Annotated in this window: 17 protein-coding genes; 11 read left to right on the forward strand and 6 right to left on the reverse strand. The window is 61.3% G+C overall.

The features are described 5' to 3' along the window. Positions 1-14: 14 nt before the first annotated feature. From AFK63_RS08560 to urtE, 9 genes are all read left to right on the forward strand, one after another. Positions 15-1,118 (forward strand): cobalamin-independent methionine synthase II family protein, encoded by a 1,104-nt coding sequence (locus AFK63_RS08560; protein WP_038862906.1) that lies wholly within the window; start codon positions 15-17, stop codon positions 1,116-1,118. Positions 1,119-1,675: 557 nt separating this feature from the next. Continuing rightward, complete coding sequence (gene atzF / locus AFK63_RS08565) at positions 1,676-3,490, forward strand: allophanate hydrolase (protein WP_038862907.1); 1,815 nt, start codon at positions 1,676-1,678, stop codon at positions 3,488-3,490. 12 nt (positions 3,491-3,502) lie between these two features. Further along, complete coding sequence (gene uca, locus AFK63_RS08570; protein WP_038862910.1) at positions 3,503-7,111, forward strand: urea carboxylase; 3,609 nt, start codon at positions 3,503-3,505, stop codon at positions 7,109-7,111. 184 nt (positions 7,112-7,295) lie between these two features. Beyond that, positions 7,296-7,997: a GntR family transcriptional regulator gene (locus AFK63_RS08575; protein ID WP_038862911.1), complete on the forward strand. Its 702-nt coding sequence runs from the start codon at positions 7,296-7,298 to the stop codon at positions 7,995-7,997. 36 nt (positions 7,998-8,033) lie between these two features. After that, positions 8,034-9,305 carry an urea ABC transporter substrate-binding protein gene (urtA, locus tag AFK63_RS08580; RefSeq protein WP_038862912.1) on the forward strand — a complete coding sequence of 424 codons (1,272 nt, stop codon included), beginning with the start codon at positions 8,034-8,036 and terminating at the stop codon, positions 9,303-9,305. Positions 9,306-9,495: 190 nt separating this feature from the next. Beyond that, entirely contained in the window at positions 9,496-11,061 is a 1,566-nt protein-coding gene (gene urtB / locus AFK63_RS08585) for an urea ABC transporter permease subunit UrtB (protein ID WP_038862913.1), read from the forward strand. Continuing rightward, positions 11,058-12,131 (forward strand): urea ABC transporter permease subunit UrtC, encoded by a 1,074-nt coding sequence (gene urtC / locus AFK63_RS08590; RefSeq protein ID WP_038862914.1) that lies wholly within the window; start codon positions 11,058-11,060, stop codon positions 12,129-12,131. The genes urtB and urtC overlap by 4 nt, the downstream gene beginning before the upstream one ends. Continuing rightward, positions 12,131-12,928: an urea ABC transporter ATP-binding protein UrtD gene (gene urtD, locus AFK63_RS08595; protein WP_038862915.1), complete on the forward strand. Its 798-nt coding sequence runs from the start codon at positions 12,131-12,133 to the stop codon at positions 12,926-12,928. The genes urtC and urtD overlap by 1 nt, the downstream gene beginning before the upstream one ends. 9 nt (positions 12,929-12,937) lie before the next feature. Continuing rightward, positions 12,938-13,636 (forward strand): urea ABC transporter ATP-binding subunit UrtE, encoded by a 699-nt coding sequence (gene urtE / locus AFK63_RS08600; RefSeq protein ID WP_038862916.1) that lies wholly within the window; start codon positions 12,938-12,940, stop codon positions 13,634-13,636. A 136-nt stretch (positions 13,637-13,772) separates the two neighbouring features. Here urtE and ydeE read toward each other — a convergent pair whose 3' ends face one another. Continuing rightward, positions 13,773-14,966, reverse strand: a complete 1,194-nt coding sequence (ydeE, locus tag AFK63_RS08605; protein ID WP_038862917.1) for an efflux MFS transporter YdeE — start codon at positions 14,964-14,966, stop codon at positions 13,773-13,775. 208 nt (positions 14,967-15,174) lie between these two features. Between ydeE and eamA the strand changes: the two genes are divergently transcribed. Beyond that, positions 15,175-16,071, forward strand: a complete 897-nt coding sequence (gene eamA / locus AFK63_RS08610) for an O-acetylserine/cysteine exporter (protein ID WP_038862918.1) — start codon at positions 15,175-15,177, stop codon at positions 16,069-16,071. A gap of 37 nt (positions 16,072-16,108) precedes the next feature. Here eamA and marB read toward each other — a convergent pair whose 3' ends face one another. The 4 genes from marB to AFK63_RS08630 form a co-directional block, all read right to left on the reverse strand. After that, a complete protein-coding gene (gene marB, locus AFK63_RS08615) occupies positions 16,109-16,312 on the reverse strand; it encodes a multiple antibiotic resistance regulatory protein MarB (protein WP_038862920.1) in 204 nt (67 codons plus the stop codon). 68 nt (positions 16,313-16,380) lie between these two features. Beyond that, positions 16,381-16,755 (reverse strand): MDR efflux pump AcrAB transcriptional activator MarA, encoded by a 375-nt coding sequence (gene marA, locus AFK63_RS21220; protein WP_004384918.1) that lies wholly within the window; start codon positions 16,753-16,755, stop codon positions 16,381-16,383. 18 nt (positions 16,756-16,773) lie between these two features. Further along, positions 16,774-17,208 (reverse strand): multiple antibiotic resistance transcriptional regulator MarR, encoded by a 435-nt coding sequence (marR, locus tag AFK63_RS21225; protein ID WP_038862977.1) that lies wholly within the window; start codon positions 17,206-17,208, stop codon positions 16,774-16,776. Between the two features lie 247 nt (positions 17,209-17,455). Further along, a complete protein-coding gene (locus tag AFK63_RS08630; protein ID WP_038862921.1) occupies positions 17,456-18,655 on the reverse strand; it encodes a sugar transporter in 1,200 nt (399 codons plus the stop codon). A gap of 209 nt (positions 18,656-18,864) precedes the next feature. Here AFK63_RS08630 and AFK63_RS08635 point away from each other — a divergent pair, with 209 nt between their 5' ends. After that, the gene (locus tag AFK63_RS08635) at positions 18,865-19,662 is read left to right on the forward strand and encodes a PhzF family phenazine biosynthesis protein (protein WP_038862922.1); all 798 of its coding nucleotides are present in this window, start codon (positions 18,865-18,867) and stop codon (positions 19,660-19,662) included. Between the two features lie 33 nt (positions 19,663-19,695). Here the strand turns inward: AFK63_RS08635 and AFK63_RS08640 are convergent, their stop codons facing one another. Next, positions 19,696-20,640, reverse strand: a complete 945-nt coding sequence (locus AFK63_RS08640) for an L-lactate dehydrogenase (protein WP_038862924.1) — start codon at positions 20,638-20,640, stop codon at positions 19,696-19,698. Between the last annotated feature and the right edge of the window lie 149 nt (positions 20,641-20,789).

Consider the following 20,789-nt stretch of genomic DNA (forward strand, 5'->3'; position numbering starts at 1 on the left):
ACGAGGAGAACACCATGCAGCGTCAACACGCCCCTTTTCGCGCCGATATCGTCGGCAGCTTTTTACGTCCCGATGCCATTAAGCACGCCCGCCAGCAGTTTGCGGCAGGGGAGATAGACGCCGCGCGCCTGCGCAAAGTTGAAGACGAGGCCATTCGCCACGCCGTTGAACAGCAGTGCGCCTGCGGCCTGCATGTGGTCACGGATGGCGAATTCCGTCGCGCCTGGTGGCACATGGATTTCTTCGCCGCGCTGCAAGGCGTGGAGCTGGTGGAAGTGAATCAGGGCATCCAGTTCAACGGCATCCAGACCAAAGCGCAGAGCGTGCGCGTGACCGGTAAAGTGGCGTTTGGCGACCATCCGATGCTGGAAGATTTCCGCTTCCTGAAAAGCGTCAGCGGCAACGCCGAACCGAAAATGACCATCCCGAGCCCAAGCGTGCTGCATTTCCGTGGCGGTGCTGCGGCGATCGACCGTAACGTTTATCCGGATCTGAATGCGTATTTCGACGATCTCGCTACCACCTGGCGTGACGCTATCCGCGCGTTCTACGACGCGGGCTGCCGCTATCTGCAGCTTGACGATACCGTATGGGCGTACCTGTGCTCTGACGAACAGCGCCGCCAGATCCGCGAGCGCGGCGACTGTCCGGACGAGCTGGCGCGCATCTATGCCCGCGTGCTGAACCAGGCGCTGGAAGGCAAGCCGGAAGATTTAACCATCGGGCTGCATGTCTGCCGCGGTAATTTCCGCTCCAGCTGGATTGCGGAAGGCGGCTATGAGCCGGTGGCGGAAGTGTTGTTCGGCACCGTGAACATTGATGCGTTTTTCCTGGAATATGACAACGACCGCTCCGGTGATTTCGCGCCGCTGCGCTTTATCCGTCCGGGTAAACAGCAGGTGGTGCTGGGTCTTATCACCACGAAAAACGGCGAACTGGAGAACCCGGAATTAATCAAGGCGCGTCTGGCCGAGGCCGCGAAATATGTCGATATCAACCAGATCTGCTTAAGTCCGCAGTGCGGGTTCGCCTCGACCGAAGAAGGCAACAGCATCAGCCCGGACGAGCAGTGGCAGAAAGTGCGCCTCGTAACCAGCGTCGCCAGCGAGGTGTGGTAACAGAAGCGAAGGAGCCGGGTTATCGGCTTTTACGAGGGGGGAGCGTAGCGCCCCCCCTTTTTTATGGGCGGGGGACGGGGTGGCTTTTCTCCCTCCCGGCTCGGGTTTTGGGACAACAAAAATATGTCGGGGTGGTGAAATGGCGAACGGAACGATGTCATCGCCGTTGCATATTTCCCTTCAACCCGGCTGCGAAAACCGTTCGGCGGGTGCGCTGCGCTTACCCGCCCAATTTTACCTTGTCTTCCTGTCCAGGATGGGTAAGCGTAGCGCACCCCCCCGCCGTGATATCCCATTTATAAAAAGACGCATCGAAAAACCTTATTCCCCGCGCTGCTCATCATCACTTTTCTTTATTTCTTCCTTCATTGCACATTTATGTCGCACCGCTGCACCATCACGTATCCCTTTTTTATTAAAAAACTCAGCGCTACATAACCAATCCCGCCAGTAACGCCTTTTTAAATAAGTAACTGGCTGATTTTAAGGGTATTAATAAAACTGGCATTCCCTTTGCTAAATAGCTTCCATCTTGTATACCAGATGGGATGCCAGTTATGTCACAGAGTTCACCGCTGTTTACGCCGCTGACGCTTGCTGAGTGGCGCAGCGAATATCAGGACTGCCCGCAGCGCATTCGCGAAATATATTCCGCTGCCTTTAATGATGCCGACAATAACGATCCGGCGTGGATAACGCGGGCCAGCGCGACGCATCTTGAAGAACAAATTGCGCTGCTGCTGGCCGCGCTGAAGGAGGGAAAAACCCTGGCGGATTTTCCGCTCTTCGGGGTGCCGTTCGCGGTGAAAGACAATATCGATGTCGCGGGACTGCCCACCACGGCGGCGTGTCCGGCGTTTGCGTATACCCCGCAGGACGATGCCGCGGTGGTTGCGAAGCTTAAAGCCGCCGGGGCCATTGTGCTTGGCAAAACCAATCTCGATCAGTTCGCCACCGGGCTTGTCGGCACCCGTTCGCCCTTTGGCGCGGTACCCAACACGTTTAACCCGGCTTATGTCAGCGGCGGCTCCAGTTCCGGCTCCGCCTCGACGGTCGCGCGGGGCCTGGTCGCCTTTGCGCTCGGCACCGACACCGCAGGCTCCGGCCGCGTGCCCGCCGGGTTCAACAATATTGTCGGCCTGAAACCCACCAAAGGCTGGCTCTCAAACCGCGGCGTGGTGCCCGCCTGTCGGCTTAACGACTGCGTCTCGGTTTTCGCGCTGAGCGCCGCCGATGCCTTTCAGGTTGCGAGTATCGCAGGCGGTTATGACGCAGACGACGCGTATTCGCGCCATAACCCGCGCACTGCGCCCGCGCGTCTGCCCGCGAACCCCCGTCTGGCGGTGCCTGATGTGCTCGAATTTTACGGTGACCCGCACAGCGAAGCGGCCTTTCGCCAGAGCCTCGCCCGGCTTGAAGCGCTGGGCGCGACGCTGGTGCCCGTTGATTTCACCCCGTTTCGCCAGCTTGCGGAGCAGCTCTATCAGGGGGCCTGGGTGGCGGAGCGCACCGTCGCGGTGGGCGAGATGCTCAACCAGCCGCCGGAGGTGATGGACCCGACGGTGCGCGGCATCGTCGAAGGGGGGCTTAAGTACAGCGCCTGCGACGCCTGGCAGGCGGAATACACCCGTGCGGAACTCGCGCGGCGCATCGCCCTGGCGCTGGATGAGGTCGATGCGCTGGTCGTCCCGACGTCGCCCACCATTCACACCCTTGAAGAAATGGACGCTGAGCCGGTGCGCTACAACTCGCATTTCGGCTACTACACCAACTTCACCAATCTGGCCGATCTCTGCGCGCTGGCGCTGCCTGGCGATTTCCGCGCCGATGGTCTGCCTGCGGGCATTACGCTTATCGCGCCCGCCTGGTATGACGCCGCGCTGGCGCATTTCGGCGCGCTCTGGCAGCAGGCGACGCCGCTGCCCCTCGGCGCCACCCATAAAGCGCTGCCCGCCGCCTTGCCGCCGCCGTCCTCCCCGCACCATGTGCGCCTCGCCGTGGTCGGCGCGCATCTGCGCGGCATGCCGCTCAACCACCAGCTCACCACGCGTGATGCCGTGTTTATTGAAGAAACCACCACGGCGGCGGATTACCGCCTTTATGCGCTCGCCAACACCACGCCGCCGAAGCCCGGCCTCGCGCGTGCTGCTGCCGGTCAGCCCATCGCGGTGGAGCTGTGGGACATTCCGCTCGCGCGCTTCGGCGAATTTGTCGCGGAGATCCCATCACCGCTCGGCATCGGTACGCTGACGCTCGCCGATGGTCGCGCCGTAAAAGGCTTTATCTGCGAGCCGCAGGCGCTTGAGAGCGCCACCGACATCACCGAATGGGGCGGCTGGAAAGCCTGGCTTGCCCGTCACCAGCGCGCCTGAGGAGACCCGACCATGTTCAGCAAAGTGCTTATCGCCAACCGTGGCGAAATCGCCTGCCGCGCCATCCGTACCCTGAAGAAAATGGGCATTGTCAGCGTCGCGGTCTATTCCGATCCGGACAGTAACGCACAACACGTGCACGACGCCGATATCGCCATCGCGCTCGGCGGCGACACGGCGCGCGACACCTATCTCAACGTCGATAAAATCCTGGCGGCCGCGAAAGCGAGCGGGGCAGAGGCCATTTTCCCCGGCTACGGGTTTTTATCGGAGCGCGCGGAGTTCGCGGCGGCGTGCGAGGCCGCGAATCTCGTGTTTATCGGGCCGACCGCGCAGCAGATTAGCGATTTTGGGCTTAAACACCGCGCCCGTGCGCTTGCCGCCGGCGCGGGCGTGCCGATGACGCCTGGCACCGGGCTACTGCATTCCCCTGACGAAGCGCTACAGGCGGCGCGCGAAATCGGCTACCCGGTGATGCTGAAAACCACCGCTGGCGGCGGCGGTATCGGGCTTATGCGCTGCGGGGACGAGGCGGCGCTCAGGGACGCCTGGGAGAGCGTGAAACGTCAGGGTCAGCAGTTCTTCAGCGACGACGGCGTGTTTATTGAGAAATTCGTCAGCCGCGCCCGCCATCTCGAAGTGCAAATTATGGGCGACGGGCAGGGGCGCGTGGCGGCGCTCGGCGAGCGCGACTGCTCGCTGCAACGCCGCAACCAGAAAGTGGTGGAAGAGACGCCAGCGCCGGGGCTGCCGCAGGCGACGCGCGACGCCCTGCACGCCGCTGCGGTGGCGCTGGGCGAATCGGTTAACTACCGCAGCGCAGGCACCGTGGAGTTTATTTATGATGCCGACAGCGACCGCTTCTGGTTTCTGGAAGTCAACACCCGTTTGCAGGTGGAGCATCCGGTGACTGAAGCCGTGACCGGGCTCGATCTTATCGAATGCATGATCCTGGTCGCCGCAGGTGAGCCGCTGGACTGGCCGCGGCTGGCGCAGGCGCCGCAGGGCGCGGCCATTGAGGTGCGTCTGTATGCTGAAGATCCGCTGAAAAATTTCCAGCCGTCGCCGGGACAACTCACCGACGTCGCTTTCCCCGCGAACGTGCGGGTGGATGGCTGGGTCAGCACCGGCGCGGAAGTGAGCGCGTTTTACGATCCGATGATCGCCAAAATCATCGTTCACGCCGACGACCGCCCGCAGGCGCTGGCGAAACTACGGAAGGCGCTGGACGCGACGCGCCTGCACGGCATCGCCACTAACCTTGACTATCTGCGCCAGATTATCCGGCTGGAGGCATTCGAAGAGGCGACCATGTGGACGCGCCTGCTGGATGAAGTGAAATACCAGGCGCACGCCATTGAAGTGCTGGAACCAGGCACCTGGAGCAGCGTGCAGGATTATCCGGGACGTCTGGGCTACTGGGATATCGGCGTGCCGCCCTCCGGGCCGATGGACGACTACGCCTTCCGGCTGGCAAACCGCATTGTTGGCAACGCGCCTGAGGCAGCCGGGCTGGAGTTTACGCTCCAGGGGCCGACGCTGCGCTTTCACAGCGAGGCGATTTTCGCGCTAACCGGCGCGGACTGCGACGCGACGCTCGACGGCGAGCCCGTCGCCTGCTGGCAGCCGGTAACCGCCCGCGCCGGACAGACGCTGAGGCTTGGCCGCGCGCGTACCGGCTGCCGCGGCTATCTGGCGGTGCGTAACGGCATCGACGTGCCGTGCTATCTCGGCAGCCGCTCCACCTTCGCGCTCGGGCAGTTCGGCGGCCATGCCGGACGCACGCTGCGCCCCGGCGACGTGCTGGCAGTCTCCCGCCCGGCGCTCGCCGCGTGCACCACGCCTGCGCCCATCGCGCCGCCCCAGACGCCGGAGCCGGGGCTGATCCCGGGCTATGGCGACGTGTGGGATATCGGCGTGCTTTACGGGCCGCACGGCGCGCCCGATTTCTTTACGCCCGCCTCGATGGATACCTTCTTCGCCGCCGAGTGGCAGGTGCATTACAACTCCAACCGGCTCGGCGTGCGCCTGGTCGGCCCGAAACCGGAATGGAGCCGCGCCGATGGCGGCGAAGCGGGCCTGCATCCGTCTAACGTGCATGACTGCGAATACGCCATCGGCGCGATCAACTTCACCGGCGATTTCCCTGTGATCCTCACGCGCGACGGCCCGAGCCTTGGCGGTTTTGTCTGCCCGGTCACCATTGCCCGCGCGGAGCTTTGGAAAGTAGGCCAGGTGAAGCCCGGCGATCGCATCCGCTTTCACCCGATAAGCATTGAACACGCGCAGTCGCTGGAGCTGGCGCAGGAGGTGGCGTGCAACCATCTGCGCGCGGTCAGCGCGCGCCCGCACGAGACGCCCTCAATGCTGCCGGGCAGCACGTCGAGTGCGGCGATCCTCGCCGAAGTGCCCGCGCAAAACGGGCTGCCTGCGGTGGTATGGCGACAGGCGGGCGACAGCTACCTCCTCATTGAGTATGGCGATAACGTGATGGATCTGGCCTTGCGCCTGCGGGTGCATCTGCTGATGAAAGCTATCCGCGCCAGTGGCGTCGCGGGTGTTGAAGAGCTGTCGCCCGGCGTGCGTTCGCTACAGGTGCGCTATGACAGCCAGCGTCTGGGGCAGCGCCCGCTGTTAACGCTGCTGATGAGCCTTGAGAAGCAGCTCGGTGATGTGGAATCGCTGAAAATCCCGTCGCGCATCGTCTGGCTGCCGATGGCCTTTGAAGACAGCGCGACGCTCGGCGCCGTCGAGCGTTACCAGCAGACCGTGCGCAAAGAAGCGCCGTGGCTGCCGAACAATGTCGATTTTATCTGCCGGGCCAACGGCCTTTCGCACCGCGACGAGGTGAAAAACATCGTCTTTGACGCCAGCTATCTGATCCTGGGGCTGGGTGACGTCTATCTCGGCGCGCCGTGCGCGGTGCCGGTGGATCCTCGCCACCGCCTGCTGAGCTCGAAATATAACCCGGCGCGCACCTGGACTGCCGAAGGCACCGTCGGTATTGGCGGCATGTATATGTGCATATACGGCATGGATTCGCCAGGCGGCTATCAGCTGGTAGGGCGCACGCTGCCCATCTGGAACAAATTCCTCAAGAACCCGCAGTTCGGCGACGAGCCGTGGCTGCTGAAATTCTTCGACCAGGTGCGGTTCTACCCGGTGAGCGAAGCCGAGCTGAATGATTTCCGCGACGCCTTCCGCGAGGGCCGCGCGCCGGTGCGCATCGAAGAAACCGAGTTCGATTTCGCCGCCTACCGGGCGTTTTTAGACGCCAACGCGGCGGATATCGCCGCGTTTCGCGAGCGGCAGCAGGCGGCTTTCAGCGCCGAAGTGGCCCACTGGCAGACGCAGACCAATGAGAGCGACGCGCTTACGGTAGAGCCCGAAGAAGAGACGGACACCGCAGGCCAACTGGTGAGCGCCGATCTCAATGGCAACGTCTGGAAAATCCTGGTCGAGCCGGGCCAGCGGGTGAAGCAGGGCGAGCCGCTGATCGTGGTCGAGGCGATGAAAATGGAGCTGATGGTCCATGCGCCGGTCGACGGTGTGGTGTCAAAAATTCGCTGTCAGCAAGGGCGGCCCGTGGCCCCCGGCGATGCCCTGTTGTGGCTGGGCTGACCTGGCTTACTGGTCAGATTGCGCCGGGCTGCGCTCATCTGGGGCTCGTAGGGCGTGTACGTTCCCCTCGCGGCGTACAGTCCGCGCTCAATCTGACGTCGCCGCCGACGGCCAGTGCGCCTCGTTAACTGTAAGGCGGGTAAGCGTTAGCGCACCCGCCGGACGGCACACAAAAGGAGAGGATATGCCATTAACGGCCAGACAACGCGCGGCGCACCCGGAAGCCCAGGGCGAGCGCATTTACCGGCTGCTTAAACAGGAGATTTTCGATTTCCTCCTGGTGCCCGGCGACCGCTTTAGCGAAAACGACATCGCGGCGCGCATGGGGGCGAGCCGCACGCCGGTGCGTCAGGCGCTGCACCGGCTCGAACAGGAGGGCTATCTGGATGTTCAGCCGCGCAGCGGCTGGCAGGTGAGGCCGATTGATTTCGACAATCTTGAGGCGCTCTACGATCTGCGCGTCGTGCTGGAGACCGAGGCGGTGACGCGGCTCTGCGCGCTCCCGACGCACGTTACGCCGCTGCCGCTGCTTCAGTTGCGCGAGTTCTGGATAGAGTCGCCGCCGCTTTCCGAAGGCTGCGACGTCGCCCCCTTTGACGAGGCGTTCCATATGACGCTCGTGGGCGCGGTAGGTAACCCGGAAATGGCGCGAGTGCATCGCGAGATCACTGAAAAAATTCGCATCGTGCGCCGGATGGATTTCACCCAGGCGGCGCGTATCAGCGCCACGTACGCCGAGCACGGTCAGATCCTGCTCGCGGTTTTTGAACGTAACGCACAGGAGGCCCGAACCAAACTGCACGACCACATTGCTCAAAGCCAGAAAGAGGTTCGCAAGATAACGCTTCACGCCCTGCATCAGGCGCGGCGGAAGACGCGAGATTAACCATACACACAGCCCTTACTACCAGGAGTGAAGTCTATGCATCGTCGTACCTTGTTAAAAGCGTTCGCCCTTTCCGCCTCGGTCATCAGCATGGGGTTCGCCTTCAGCGCCCAGGCCGCCGACACCATAAAAGTCGGCATCATGCACTCGCTCTCCGGCACGATGGCGATTTCCGAAACGCCGCTCAAAGACGTGGCGCTGATGACCATCGACGAGATAAACGCCAAAGGCGGCGTGCTCGGCAAAAAGCTCGAACCGGTGGTGGTGGACCCGGCCTCCAACTGGCCGCTGTTCGCTGAGAAAGCCCGTCAGCTGTTGAGCCAGGATAAGGTGGCGGCGGTGTTCGGCTGCTGGACGTCGGTCTCGCGCAAGTCGGTGCTGCCGGTGTTTGAGGAGCTCAACGGCCTGCTGTTCTATCCGGTGCAGTATGAAGGCGAAGAGATGTCGCCGAACGTTTTCTATACCGGCGCCGCGCCGAACCAGCAGGCGATCCCGGCGGTGGAGTACCTGATGAGCGAAGACGGCGGCAGCGCGAAGCGCTTCTTCCTGCTCGGCACCGATTATGTCTACCCGCGTACCACCAACAAGATTTTGCGCGCCTTCCTGCACTCAAAAGGCGTTCAGGATAAAGACATCGAAGAGGTCTACACGCCGTTTGGCTACAGCGATTACCAGACCATCGTCGCGAATATCAAAAAATTCTCCGCCGGCGGTAAAACGGCGGTGGTCTCCACTATCAACGGTGATTCCAACGTGCCGTTCTATAAAGAGCTGGCCAACCAGGGCCTGAAGGCGACCGACGTGCCGGTGGTGGCGTTCTCGGTGGGTGAAGAAGAGCTGCGCGGTATCGACGCCAAACCGCTGGTGGGTAATCTCGCGGCGTGGAACTACTTTGAGTCGGTGGATAACCCGCAGAACCAGAAATTTGTCGCTGATTACCGCGCGTACGCCAAAGCCCACAAGCTGCCGAACGCCGACACGGTGGTGACCAACGACCCGATGGAGGCGACATATGTGGGCATCCATATGTGGGCGCAGGCGGTAGAGAAGGCAGGCACGACGGATGTGGACAAAGTGCGCGAGGCGATGGCGGGGCAATCCTTTAACGCGCCGTCCGGCTTTACGCTGACGATGGATAAAACCAATCACCATCTGCACAAGCCGGTGATGATTGGCGAGATTGAAGGCAACGGGCAGTTCAACGTGGTGTGGCAGACCGAAGCGCCGGTCCGCGCGCAGCCGTGGAGCCCGTATATCGCCGGCAACGACAAGAAAGCTGACGCGCCGGTGAAAACCGCCAGCAATTAAGGGCGGTGACGGGGCTCATGGGGTGCCGGATGAGGTGGCGTGGATTGACGCGGCGGGGGCGCTTCGCTTACCCGCCCTGCATCTACAAAACGTGTTGTTGCAGGCGGTAAGCCTGCGTACCGCCATCAACGCTATCCATCGCACTGACCTTCCGGCCCCTGACGCCATAACGGTTTCACAGGAGATAACCATGACATTATTTCGCTGGCTGATGGTCGCCGCCTTGCTGCTGCCGTGGGTTGCCCGCGCCGCCGATGCCGATGATTTCGCAGCGAGCAGCCGCAGCCAGCAGGCCGCGCTGCTGCAAACCTGGGCGACCAACCCGGACGCCGCGCGTCTGCCGCTGCTGGTATCGCTCAACCAGGAAAACCTGGTGGTGGATAGCGAAAAACACCCGTTCGCGCAGCGCGCCGACGGCCTGACGCCGCTTGGCCGCGCCGCGACGCCTGCGGGCGCGCTTAAACCCCTGAGGCTTACCAACCGCCTGCGCAATCTGGCGGCTGCGGCGCTGGCGACGCATCGCCTGGTAAGTGACAACGTCACGGAAAGACTTGAGGCCGCCCGCGCATTACAGCGCGACGCCGACCCGCAGATGGCGCCTTTACTGACGCAGCGCCTGGCGACGGAGAAAGAAAACAACGTGCGCGAGGCGCTGACGACGGCGCTCGCCAGCCTCCAGCTCACCAGCCCCGACGCCGCGGTGCGCTTAAACGCCGTCACGCTGCTTGGCGAATCGGGCGACCCGCAGACCCGCGCGCGGTTGCAGCCTTATACGCAGGCGGCGACTGAGCCGGACGCCCGCGTGCGTGAGGCCGCCACGGTCAGCGTGCGGGCGATAGAGCGCCGCCTGATGGCGGGCGACCTGCTCGGTCAGGCGTTTATGGGGCTGTCGCTTGGATCGATCCTGCTGCTCGCCGCACTCGGCCTCGCTATCACATATGGGCTGCTTGGCGTCATTAACATGGCCCACGGCGAAATGCTCATGCTCGGCGCTTACGCCACCTGGTGCGTGCAAAACGCGCTGGCCACCTTTGCGCCGCAGTGGCTGGCGTTCTATCCGCTGCTGGCGCTGCCCGTGGCGTTTCTGGTGACGGCCTGCGCCGGCATGGCGCTTGAGCGCACTATCATCCGTCATCTCTACGGGCGACCGCTTGAGACGCTGCTCGCCACCTGGGGCATCAGCCTGATGATTATTCAGCTGGTGCGTATGGCGTTCGGCGCGCAGAACGTTGAGGTGGCGAACCCCGCGTGGCTCTCCGGCGGTGTCCAGGTGCTGCCGAACCTGATCCTGCCGTGGAACCGCCTGGTGGTGATGGGCTTCGTGCTGCTGGTGCTGTTCTTCACCTGGCTTGTGCTGAACAAAACGCGCCTTGGGATGAACGTGCGGGCGGTAACGCAAAACCGCGCGATGGCGGCCTGCTGCGGCGTGCCGACCGGGCGCGTCGATATGCTCGCCTTCGGGCTCGGCTCCGGCATCGCGGGCCTCGGCGGCGTTGCGCTGTCGCAGCTCGGCAATGTCGGGCCGGAACTCGGCCAGGGCTATATCATTGACTCCTTTTTAGTGGTGGTGCTGGGCGGGGTGGGCCAGCTGGCGGGCAGCGTCGCGGCGGCGTTCGGTCTTGGCATCTTCAATAAAATTCTTGAGCCGCAGGTGGGCGCCGTGCTCGGTAAAATCGCCATCCTGGTAATGGTCATCCTGTTTATCCAGAAACGCCCGCAGGGGCTGTTCGCACTCAAAGGGAGGGCCGTGGAATGACGCAGCCAGTCACCTTAACGCTCGTTCAGAAAGCGCCGCGCCTGAGCTTTATCGCGGGCGGTCTCGCGCTGGCGGCGCTGTTCGCGCTGCCGTTTCTGACGCTGTTGCCGGCAAGCCATCCGCTGGCGGTCTCCACCTGGACGCTGACGCTGATGGGTAAAATTCTCTGCTATGCGATTGTCGCCGTGGCGCTCGATCTGGTCTGGGGTTACGCCGGGCTGCTGTCGCTCGGCCACGGGATTTTCTTCGCGCTTGGCGGCTACGCGATGGGCATGTACCTGATGCGCCAGGCCGCGGGCGACGGCCTGCCCGCGTTTATGTCGTTTCTCTCCTGGAGCGAGCTGCCCTGGTACTGGTGGGGCACGTCGAATTTCCTCTGGGCGCTGCTGCTGGTGGTGCTGGTGCCGGGGCTGCTGGCGCTGGTCTTCGGCTTTTTCGCCTTCCGCTCAAAAATCAAAGGCGTCTATTTCTCCATCATTACTCAGGCGCTGACGTTTGCAGGCATGCTGCTCTTTTTCCGCAATGAAACCGGCTTTGGCGGCAATAACGGCTTCACCGGTTTCACCACGCTGCTCGGCTTTTCACTGACCCACACCGGCACGCGTATTGCGCTGTTTATCGCGACGCTGGCTCTGCTGCTGGGCTGTCTTGGCGTCGGATTCTGGCTTGCGCGCAGCAAGTTTGGCCGGGTGCTGACGGCGGTGCGCGACGCCGAGAGCCGCCTGATGTATTGCGGCTACGATCCGCGCGGCTTCAAGCTGCTGGTCTGGACGCTGTCGGCGGTGATGTGCGGGCTGGCGGGCGCGCTCTACGTGCCGCAGGTCGGCATTATCAACCCGGGCGAAATGTCGCCCACTAACTCCATCGAAGCGGCTATCTGGGTGGCGCTCGGCGGGCGCGGCACGCTGGTAGGCCCGGTGTTCGGCGCGCTGCTGGTAAACGGCGCGAAAAGCCTCTTCACCGTGGTGATGCCGGAGTACTGGCAGCTTTTCCTCGGGCTTATTTTTATTGTTATCACCCTGTTTCTGCCGCGCGGCGTGGCGGGGCTTCTGCGCAGAGGAGAGAAATAATGCACGCCATTGATACCCTCCATACCCGGCAGTATGAGACCGACCGTTTTCGCGCGCAGACTGACCCGGTGTTGCAGCTTGAAAACATTAATGTCAGTTTCGACGGGTTTAAGGCGCTCACCGATCTGACGCTTTCCATCGGCGTCGGCGAGCTGCGTTGCATTATCGGCCCCAACGGCGCAGGGAAAACCACGCTGATGGATGTGATTACCGGGAAAACCCGGCCCCAGAGCGGGCGGGTTATCTACGATCAGGAAACCGACCTGACGCGGCTCACGCCGGTGGACATTGCGCGGCGCGGCATCGGGCGCAAATTCCAGAAGCCAACCGTCTTTGAGGCTTTGACGGTCGCGGAGAATCTGGAACTCGCGCAAAAGGGCGACAAAACGGTGCGCGGTACGCTGCGTGCGCGGCTTAGCGGCGAACAGCGGGATCGCATTGATGAAATGCTCATGACGCTGCGCCTGGCAGGCGAGCGTCGCCGCCCGGCTGGCGCGCTCTCCCATGGGCAAAAGCAGTTTCTGGAGACAGGCATGCTGCTGATGCAGGAGCCGCATCTGCTGCTGCTCGACGAGCCAGCGGCGGGGATGACCGACGCCGAAACGGAATACTCCGCCGAGCTGTTTCGCGCGCTCGCCGGGAAGCATTCGCTGATGGTGGTGGAGCACGACATGGGCTTTGTGGAAACCATCGCCGATAAAGTGACGGTGCTGCATCAGGGCCAGGTGCTGGCAGAGGGGTCGCTTGCCGAGGTGCAGGCGAACGAGCAGGTGATTGAAGTCTATCTTGGGCGTTAAGGAGCCGGCATGTTAGAAGTCAGCGAACTGAATCAATATTACGGCGGCAGCCATATTCTGCGCGGCGTGTCGCTTGCGGCGCGCGCAGGCGAAGTCACCTGTCTGCTCGGACGCAACGGGGTGGGGAAAAGCACGCTGCTGAAATGCCTGATGGGGCTGATTCCGGCGCGCTCAGGCGAGGTCACCTGGCAGGGCAACGTCATCACCCGCCATAAGCCGCACCAGCGTGTCGGGGCGGGGATCGCGTATGTGCCGCAGGGGCGTGAGATTTTCCCGCGCCTGACCGTTGAGGAAAATCTGCTGATGGGGCTGTCACGCTTTCACGGCGCGCAGGCGAAGCGGGTGCCGGAGGAGATCTACACGCTGTTTCCGGTGCTGAAAGCGATGCGCCAGCGGCGCGGCGGCGATCTTTCCGGCGGTCAGCAACAACAGCTCGCCATCGGACGCGCGCTGGCGAGCCGTCCGCAACTGCTGATCCTCGACGAGCCGACCGAAGGCATTCAGCCGTCTGTTATCAAAGAAATTGGCGCGGTGATCCGCGAGCTGGCGGCGCGCGGCGATATGGCCATTCTGCTGGTGGAGCAGTTCTACGACTTCGCCGCCGGGCTTGCGGACAACTATCTGGTGATGTCGCGCGGGACGATTATCCAGCGCGGTCGCGGCGCGGACATGGACGCCGAGGGCGTAAGAGGGCTGGTGGCGATTTAGCGCGGGGAGCAGGGCTGGCGGGATGCTGGTGGAGAGCGCCAGAGCGTGGCGGTGGTGATAGCGTTAATACCGACTTTAACACCAAAAGAAAATGCCCCTCAGAGGGGCATTTTTACATAGGTTGACCGCGCTCCACTCAGCCCGGCTGCATCACCCCAACCGTTTTAACGCGCATACCTTTAACCAGCATCAGGTACGCCATGGCGGCGAAGACCATCAGCGAGGCGAAAAGCGACCACGACGGCAGCGTCGTTAACACAAACCCGCTGTACATCGGGTTGAAGGACGCGCCCAGCCAGCCGAGCGACTGGACTGAGAAGTAACCCGCCTTGAGCCCTGGCGGCGCAATGTTGTCGATAAGCATATATTCGCCAGGCGCGTAGATAATTTCGCCAATCGTAAAGACCGCTGCCGCCGCGCCCCAGATCCAGAGGTTGGTGCCCGCCATCAGAAAACCGCCGAGGCCCAGAATAAAGCAGACGGTGCCGAACAGCATCAGGCGGCTTAAGTTGTCAGCGCGCAGGTTTTTCCCTACCAGATACTGGAGCGAGACGACCAGTATGGCGTTTACCGGCAATACAACGGCGACAATCTGCTGCGCCAGCGCGCTGTCGGAAAAGGTCAGGACATATTGCGAGATGCAGATAGCGAAGGAGCCCGCCACCAGCGAGCCGAGAAACGCCGAGCCGGTGAACCACAGCAGACGCTGGTCGCGCCACAAAAGCGAGAGCGGCGGCGGGCCGGAAGGGGAATCCGCCTGCTCATGCGCGGGCGCGACACGCTGCACGAAGACGCTAATGACCATAAAGGTAATGCCGGAGGTTACGGCTGAAAGCCAGAACGGCATATTGAGGCCATAGACCATCAGCAGCGTGCCGATGGGCGGGCCGACCGTCCAGCCGATATTTAAAAAGGTGTAATTGAGCGAGAAAATGCGCGCCTTCGCCGCCGCGCCCAGGGTATCGGCGAAATAGCTTTTCAGGACGGTGGAAAACACGGAGTACGCGCAGTTAATTATCGCGAAGAAGAGGATAACCAGCAGAGCGTTATGCATCAGCGGGATCGCCACAAAGCCCGCCACAAAGATGGCGATGGCGATCAGCATATAGCGCTTTTTATCGAAGCGGTCGGCGAGCACGCTGAACGCCAGGCTGAAGAAGACGCCCGCGGTCATCGCGCTGGTGAGCGCCACGCCGATTTCATCCACCGACATTGCGAAGCGCTTTGCAAGGTAGATAGCCATAAAGGGCAGCGTGGCGCCGCGACCGATAGTCAGTAATAACGACGAGCCGAGCAGCGCGACGGTAGAACGCGTTTTCTTTGATAACATTTTCTTATCTTTTTTATGAGGTGAGCGGGAGCGATAACCTGATGCAGGCCTCTTTTTAAGCAATAACACGCTCACACGGCGCTGTACACCCTGGCGGGTGTTCAGAAGTGCTTTACCTTCCCCCCATAATTTAGTGATCTGTCTCTCACCGGAAGATTCCGGTATGGTGAAGTATTAACATAATTTTAATAAATAACAGGGGCAGGGGATGACGCGCAAAGACGGGTTGCTGGCGCTACTGGTAGTGCTGGCCTGGGGGCTGAATTTCGTCGTAATCAAAGTCGGGCTTCACGCCATGCCGCCGCTGCTCCTGGCAGGGCTGCGGTTTTTGCTTGTCGCCTTTCCCGCGTTGCTGTTCGTGGCGCGCCCGAAGGTGCCATTGCGCCTGTTGTTAGGATACGGGCTGACCATCAGCTTTGGGCAGTTCGCGTTTCTCTTCAGCGCCATCAAATTTGGCATGCCCGCGGGCCTCGCCTCGCTGGTGCTCCAGGCGCAGGCGTTTTTTACCATTGTGCTCGGCGTGTTTGCGTTTCGCGAACGGCTCCAGGCGAAACAGCTGACCGGCATCGCGCTCGCGGTCATCGGCATGCTGGTGCTGATCGAAGGCAGCCTCAACGGCCAGCACGTGGCGCTGACCGGCTTTATGCTGACGCTCGCCGCGGCGCTGAGCTGGGCCTGCGGCAATATCTTTAACAAAAAAATCATGCAACTGCCGACGCCGCCTGCGGTAATGTCGCTGGTGGTGTGGAGCGCGCTTATCCCGGTGCTGCCGTTCTTCGCGGCAAGCCTGCTGTTTGACGGCGCGCAGGCGGTGACGCAGAGCCTTCTTCATATCGACCGCGTGACGGTGCTCTCGCTGGTTTACCTGGCGTTTATCGCGACCATTCTCGGTTATGGCATCTGGGGGACGCTGCTCGGGCGTTATGAAACCTGGCGCGTGGCGCCGCTCTCACTGCTGGTGCCGGTGGTCGGCCTTGCCAGCGCCGCGCTGCTGCTGGATGAGCGGCTGTCGGTGTTGCAGATTGTCGGCGCGCTGCTGGTCATGGCGGGGTTGTATATCAACGTGTTTGGCTGGCGGGTGCGGCGGGCAGTGCGCAGTGCATAAAAAAACCGGGCCTGTGCCCGGTTTTTCGCGCGAGTGGTTAGTTGTAGTACGGTACGCCCAGCTCGTCGGATTTATCGCTGCCGGCGCTGCGATGGCTGAGATCCAGCGATTCGTGATGCTCAATCGGCACCGTCATCGTGCTGTGGTCACCGGCGCACACGTCGGCTGTCGGGCTGCCCGCCAGCGCGTAGCCGGAGGTCAGCGCCAGAAACAGCACGGTGGCGCGCGTTACGGATTTCATGTTGTCCTCGGTTATCTCCCGCAGGAGAAGTGTAACGGCGCAATGGTGCCGTCTGTGTGCTTTACCACTTAGTGATTCAGCGGATGGAGGTATTTACCTTCGCCCGGCATCCGTGTTACGCGATACTTATGCGGCGGCACGGAGAAATAGTTCTTGAACGTGCGGGTCAGCGTCTGCTGGGATTCAAACCCATAGCGCTCGGCCAGATAAAGGATCGGTTCATCGCTCTCTTTAAGCTTGAGCGCGATTTCAGTCAGTTTCCGGTTACGGATGTACTGGCCCAGCGAATGGCCGGTCTCTTTTTTAAACATCCGTTGCAGGTGCCATTTCGAGTAACCCGAACGCGCCGACACTTTCTCAAGGGAAAGGGGGGATTCCAGGTTATCTTCGATCCAGTCCAAAATGCTATGAATTGTAATGGCATCATTATTGCGTCTGGACATCGTTTTACCTCTTTGCTGTTACGGCAGCACCCTTTTAAGCAGGTATTCGAGGGTCGCCACTTCGTCTGCCGTCAGGTTTTTTGTTAATTCTTGATGCAGGTTTTGTCCTACCAACTGGTGGCACTGTTCACACAGCGCCGCGCCGTCTTCCGTGAGCTCAACCAGTACGCCCCGTTTATCGTTCGGGTTGGGCAGGCGTGCCACCCAGCCTTTGCAGACCAGACGGTCCAGCATGCGCGTCAGGGCGCCTAAATCTACTGAGAGCACCTTTTTCAGCTCTCCCGGCGTGATACGACCAGGGCAGCGAATGGAGCAAAGCACCTTAAACTGCGCCGCAGTGATATCGAGCGGGGCGAGATACTCGTTGAGCAGGCGATCCTTTTTCTGATTCACCAAATGAATCAGCCGTCCTAAAGGAATAATCTCGTTAAACAGATCGCTGTTATTTTCCAACATATTTGCCCAGGCAAGTAGATTAGTCACGCGAGATATTATTGCCCAGGCAAACATAAGTCAACTGAATGATTTTTGAAATCACACGATCTGCTAAAACTGCGGGAAACCATTTAAAAATCAAAGGCTAAATGGTGGCTATCAGTACGATAGCCATAGCCTTTTGATGACGGGGCGACGCAAGACGCCGGGCAGAATTAGCCGGAAAAGAGGTAAAAAAACGCCGCCTCAAGCGGCGGCGTCAGGATCAACTGTGGTGCGGTTGCTCATCCGGAAGCTGTACCGGCCAGCGCCGGAATATCACAATCGCCCAGATAAATGCGGCCAGCGCCGGAATAGCGCCCATATAGCCGATGGAGGACATCGAAAGCTGCAGGCTGACCTGATTGCCCACCAGCGCGCCTGCGCCGATGCCGATATTAAAGATACCGGAGAAGAGCGACATCGCGACATCGGTGGCATCGGGCGCCAGCGCCAGCACTTTGACCTGCATTCCAAGGCCGATAAGCATAATCGCGATGCCCCAGAAGGCGCTGAGAATGGTCAGGTTCACCGCGCTGTGCGATGCCGGCAGTAACAGCAGCAGGCAGATAACCAGTACGCCAATCGCGCTGCTGATAAGCCCCGAGGCGTGCAGGTTGCCGAGCTTGCCGAATATCACGCTGCCGATGATCCCGGCGGTGCCGAGCACCAGCAACAGGAAGGTCGCGAAGTTTTCGCTCAGGCCCGCGACGTTTTGCACGAACGGCTCAATATAGCTGTAAGCAGTAAAGTGCGCGGTCACCACTACGGCGGTCAGAATATAGATGCACAGCAGCGCCGGGCGGCGGAACAGCGCCGGCAGGCTTGAAAGAGAGCCGGAGTGTTCGCTCGGAATTTTCGGCAGCAGTTTCACCAGACAGGCGAGGGTAATGAGCGCCCCGATGCCGATGGCGAAGAACGTAGTGCGCCAGCCAAAATATTGCCCGACGATGCGCCCGATGGGCAGCCCAAGGACGGAAGCCAGCGCGGTGCCGGTAGCAATCAGGCTCAGCGCCTGGGCGCGTTTGCCCGGCGGCGCCAGGCGAATAGCCAGCGATGCGGTGATCGACCAGAAAATCGCATGGGCGAAGGCGATACCGATGCGGCTGATGACCAGCACCTCAAAGCTCCAGGCCATAAACGACAGCATATGGCTTACGACGAAGACCACAAACAGCGCAATCAGCAGCTTGCGGCGCTCCACCTGGCTTGTCAGCAGCATAAACGGCAGCGACATCAGCGCCACCACCCAGGCGTAGATAGTCAGCATGATGCCCGCCTGCGCGGATTCCATATGGAAACTTGCGGCGATATCGGAGAGCAGGCCCACCGGCACAAATTCGGTGGTGTTAAAGATAAATGCCGCGACCGCAAGCGTGACAACCCGCAGCCATGCGGTTTTGCGAGAGACTGTATTCATCGTCATAGAACAGATTCGCGCTGGTTAGAAGTGAATAAGAAGCAAGCGATCTTAAAACTATCGCTGGTCGGGATACAACCATTTTGTGACGTAAATCTCACTTTTGCGCCGGTTTTGCAACAAGCGCAGCGGCGCGTATGCAAATCGCGTCACGGTTTTCGGCGCGCGTGATACGGTGGGAGAACCATCACCACACGAAAAGGGCAGGGAACATAATGCAATCAGTGGACTTTTATATGGTGGACGCGTTTGCCGACAAAATTTTCAGCGGCAATGCGGCAGCGGTCTGTCCGCTCAGCGTCTGGCTACCGGACGAGACGCTGCTTTCAATGGCGCAGCAGCATAACCAGTCGGAAACCGCGTTTTTCGTGCGTACCGACGACGGCTTTGAACTGCGCTGGTTCACCACACAAAATGAAATCAACCTGTGCGGCCATGCGACGCTTGCCGCCGCGCACGTTATTTTCGAGCATCTCGACTATCCGCACAGCCAGATCCGCTTCTCGACGCGCTTTGTCGGCGAGCTTATCGTGGCGCGCCGCGGCGACTGGCTGACGCTCAATTTTCCGGCCTGGCAGACGCAGCCGGCAGAGGCGCCCGCGCTGCTGCTGGCCTCGCTCGGTATCGACAACCCGGTCGCGGTGCGCGCCGGGCGCGATTATCTCGTCGAGCTCGCAACCCAGGCGCAGGTCGAGGCGCTGAGGCCGGATATTCACGCTATGCTGCCGCTCGGCAAAATGGTGTGCGTCACCGCGCCGGGCACGCCTGGCGGCCCGTATGATTTCGTGAGCCGTTTTTTCTGCCCCGGCGAAGGCGTGGCGGAAGATCCGGTTACCGGCTCCGCGCACAGTATGCTTATCCCCTACTGGGGCGCGAAGCTTGGCAAAACCACGATGCTGGCGCGCCAGGTGTCGGCGCGCGGCGGCGATTTGCGCTGTGAATGGCAGGGGGAGCGGGTACTGATTAGCGGGCAGGCCGTGACCTATCTTATCGGCCAGATATTGCTGCGCTAAACGTCCGGCGCCCATGCCGGGCGCCGTCATATTTCAGGGCAGGCGGGCGATATTCTCTTTGATAACCGCGACGGAATGCTGAAACTTCGCCTGCTCTTCGCCTTCCAGCTGTAACTCGATAATCTGCTGCACGCCGCGCTGGGCGAGTACCGCCGGCACGCCGATTGCCACGTTATCCACGCCATATTCGCCGTCGAGAATGCACGATACCGCCAGCGCGCGGTGGCTGCCGGTAAAGATATTGCGGCAGATCTCGGCAATCGTCCCGGCGATGCCGTATTCGGTACAGCCTTTGCGGGCGTAAATCTCAAAACCTAATTTGCGTACTTTCTCGGCGAGCGCCGTGGTGTCGAGAGGTGTACCCGTTTTGCGTTCATACACCTGCGCCACCGGCGAGCCGTAGACCGATGAATGCGACCAAACCGGGAACTGGGTGTCGCCGTGCTCGCCGAGGATAAAAGCGTCGATGCTCTGCGGGCCGATATCGAGCGCCTCGGCCAGCGTGCGGCGCAGGCGCGTGGTGTCGAGCCAGACGCCGGTGCCAATCACCTGGTTGCGCGGCAGGCCCGAGAGCGTCCAGACCTGCCAGGTGATGATATCGCACGGGTTGGTCGCCACGAGGAAAATGCCGTTAAAGCCGCCCGCCATCATCTGCGGGACTATCTGCCCGACGATGCGCGCGGTATTGGTCAGCTCGTCAAGTCGTGTCTGGCCGGGCTTCAGCGCGCCCCCGGAGACGGTGATGACGGCGATATCCACATCCGCGCAGTCGCTCGCCTGCCGGGTGGAGATTTTTATCATTCCTGGCATATACGCCGCGGCGTCGCGCAAATCCTGACAGTGTCCCTCAACGCGCGCGGCGTCGAGATCCACCAGAATCAGCTCCTCGCCGATATTCTGGTTCAGCAGGGCCCACGCGGCGGCGGTGCCGACATTGCCTGCGCCGATAATCATCACTTTTCGTGCCTGGTTGTTCATGGCGTCATTCCTTGTTAACCCATTTCCCGACAGAGTACCTGCACAGAGCCGTACCCGGAAATCCCCTTTGCTTATTTATCGGGGATCATAAGACAATCCTCTGACCCGTGGGTTGCGCGCGGCGACGCGGCACCGTAAAGCTAATAAAA

The organism is Cronobacter muytjensii ATCC 51329 (assembly GCF_001277195.1).
GTDB lineage: Bacteria > Pseudomonadota > Gammaproteobacteria > Enterobacterales > Enterobacteriaceae > Cronobacter > Cronobacter muytjensii.

What these genes read in the sequence shown, in the direction of transcription:
- AFK63_RS08560 (WP_038862906.1), top strand. Translation starts at nt 15, where the DNA reads ATGCAGCGTCAACACGCCCCTTTTCGCGCCGATATCGTCGGCAGCTTT.
- atzF (WP_038862907.1), top strand. Translation starts at nt 1,676, where the DNA reads ATGTCACAGAGTTCACCGCTGTTTACGCCGCTGACGCTTGCTGAGTGG.
- uca (WP_038862910.1), top strand. Translation starts at nt 3,503, where the DNA reads ATGTTCAGCAAAGTGCTTATCGCCAACCGTGGCGAAATCGCCTGCCGC.
- AFK63_RS08575 (WP_038862911.1), top strand. Translation starts at nt 7,296, where the DNA reads ATGCCATTAACGGCCAGACAACGCGCGGCGCACCCGGAAGCCCAGGGC.
- urtA (WP_038862912.1), top strand. Translation starts at nt 8,034, where the DNA reads ATGCATCGTCGTACCTTGTTAAAAGCGTTCGCCCTTTCCGCCTCGGTC.
- urtB (WP_038862913.1), top strand. Translation starts at nt 9,496, where the DNA reads ATGACATTATTTCGCTGGCTGATGGTCGCCGCCTTGCTGCTGCCGTGG.
- urtC (WP_038862914.1), top strand. Translation starts at nt 11,058, where the DNA reads ATGACGCAGCCAGTCACCTTAACGCTCGTTCAGAAAGCGCCGCGCCTG.
- urtD (WP_038862915.1), top strand. Translation starts at nt 12,131, where the DNA reads ATGCACGCCATTGATACCCTCCATACCCGGCAGTATGAGACCGACCGT.
- urtE (WP_038862916.1), top strand. Translation starts at nt 12,938, where the DNA reads ATGTTAGAAGTCAGCGAACTGAATCAATATTACGGCGGCAGCCATATT.
- ydeE (WP_038862917.1), bottom strand. Translation starts at nt 14,966, where the DNA reads ATGTTATCAAAGAAAACGCGTTCTACCGTCGCGCTGCTCGGCTCGTCG.
- eamA (WP_038862918.1), top strand. Translation starts at nt 15,175, where the DNA reads ATGACGCGCAAAGACGGGTTGCTGGCGCTACTGGTAGTGCTGGCCTGG.
- marB (WP_038862920.1), bottom strand. Translation starts at nt 16,312, where the DNA reads ATGAAATCCGTAACGCGCGCCACCGTGCTGTTTCTGGCGCTGACCTCC.
- marA (WP_004384918.1), bottom strand. Translation starts at nt 16,755, where the DNA reads ATGTCCAGACGCAATAATGATGCCATTACAATTCATAGCATTTTGGAC.
- AFK63_RS08630 (WP_038862921.1), bottom strand. Translation starts at nt 18,655, where the DNA reads ATGACGATGAATACAGTCTCTCGCAAAACCGCATGGCTGCGGGTTGTC.
- AFK63_RS08635 (WP_038862922.1), top strand. Translation starts at nt 18,865, where the DNA reads ATGCAATCAGTGGACTTTTATATGGTGGACGCGTTTGCCGACAAAATT.
- AFK63_RS08640 (WP_038862924.1), bottom strand. Translation starts at nt 20,640, where the DNA reads ATGAACAACCAGGCACGAAAAGTGATGATTATCGGCGCAGGCAATGTC.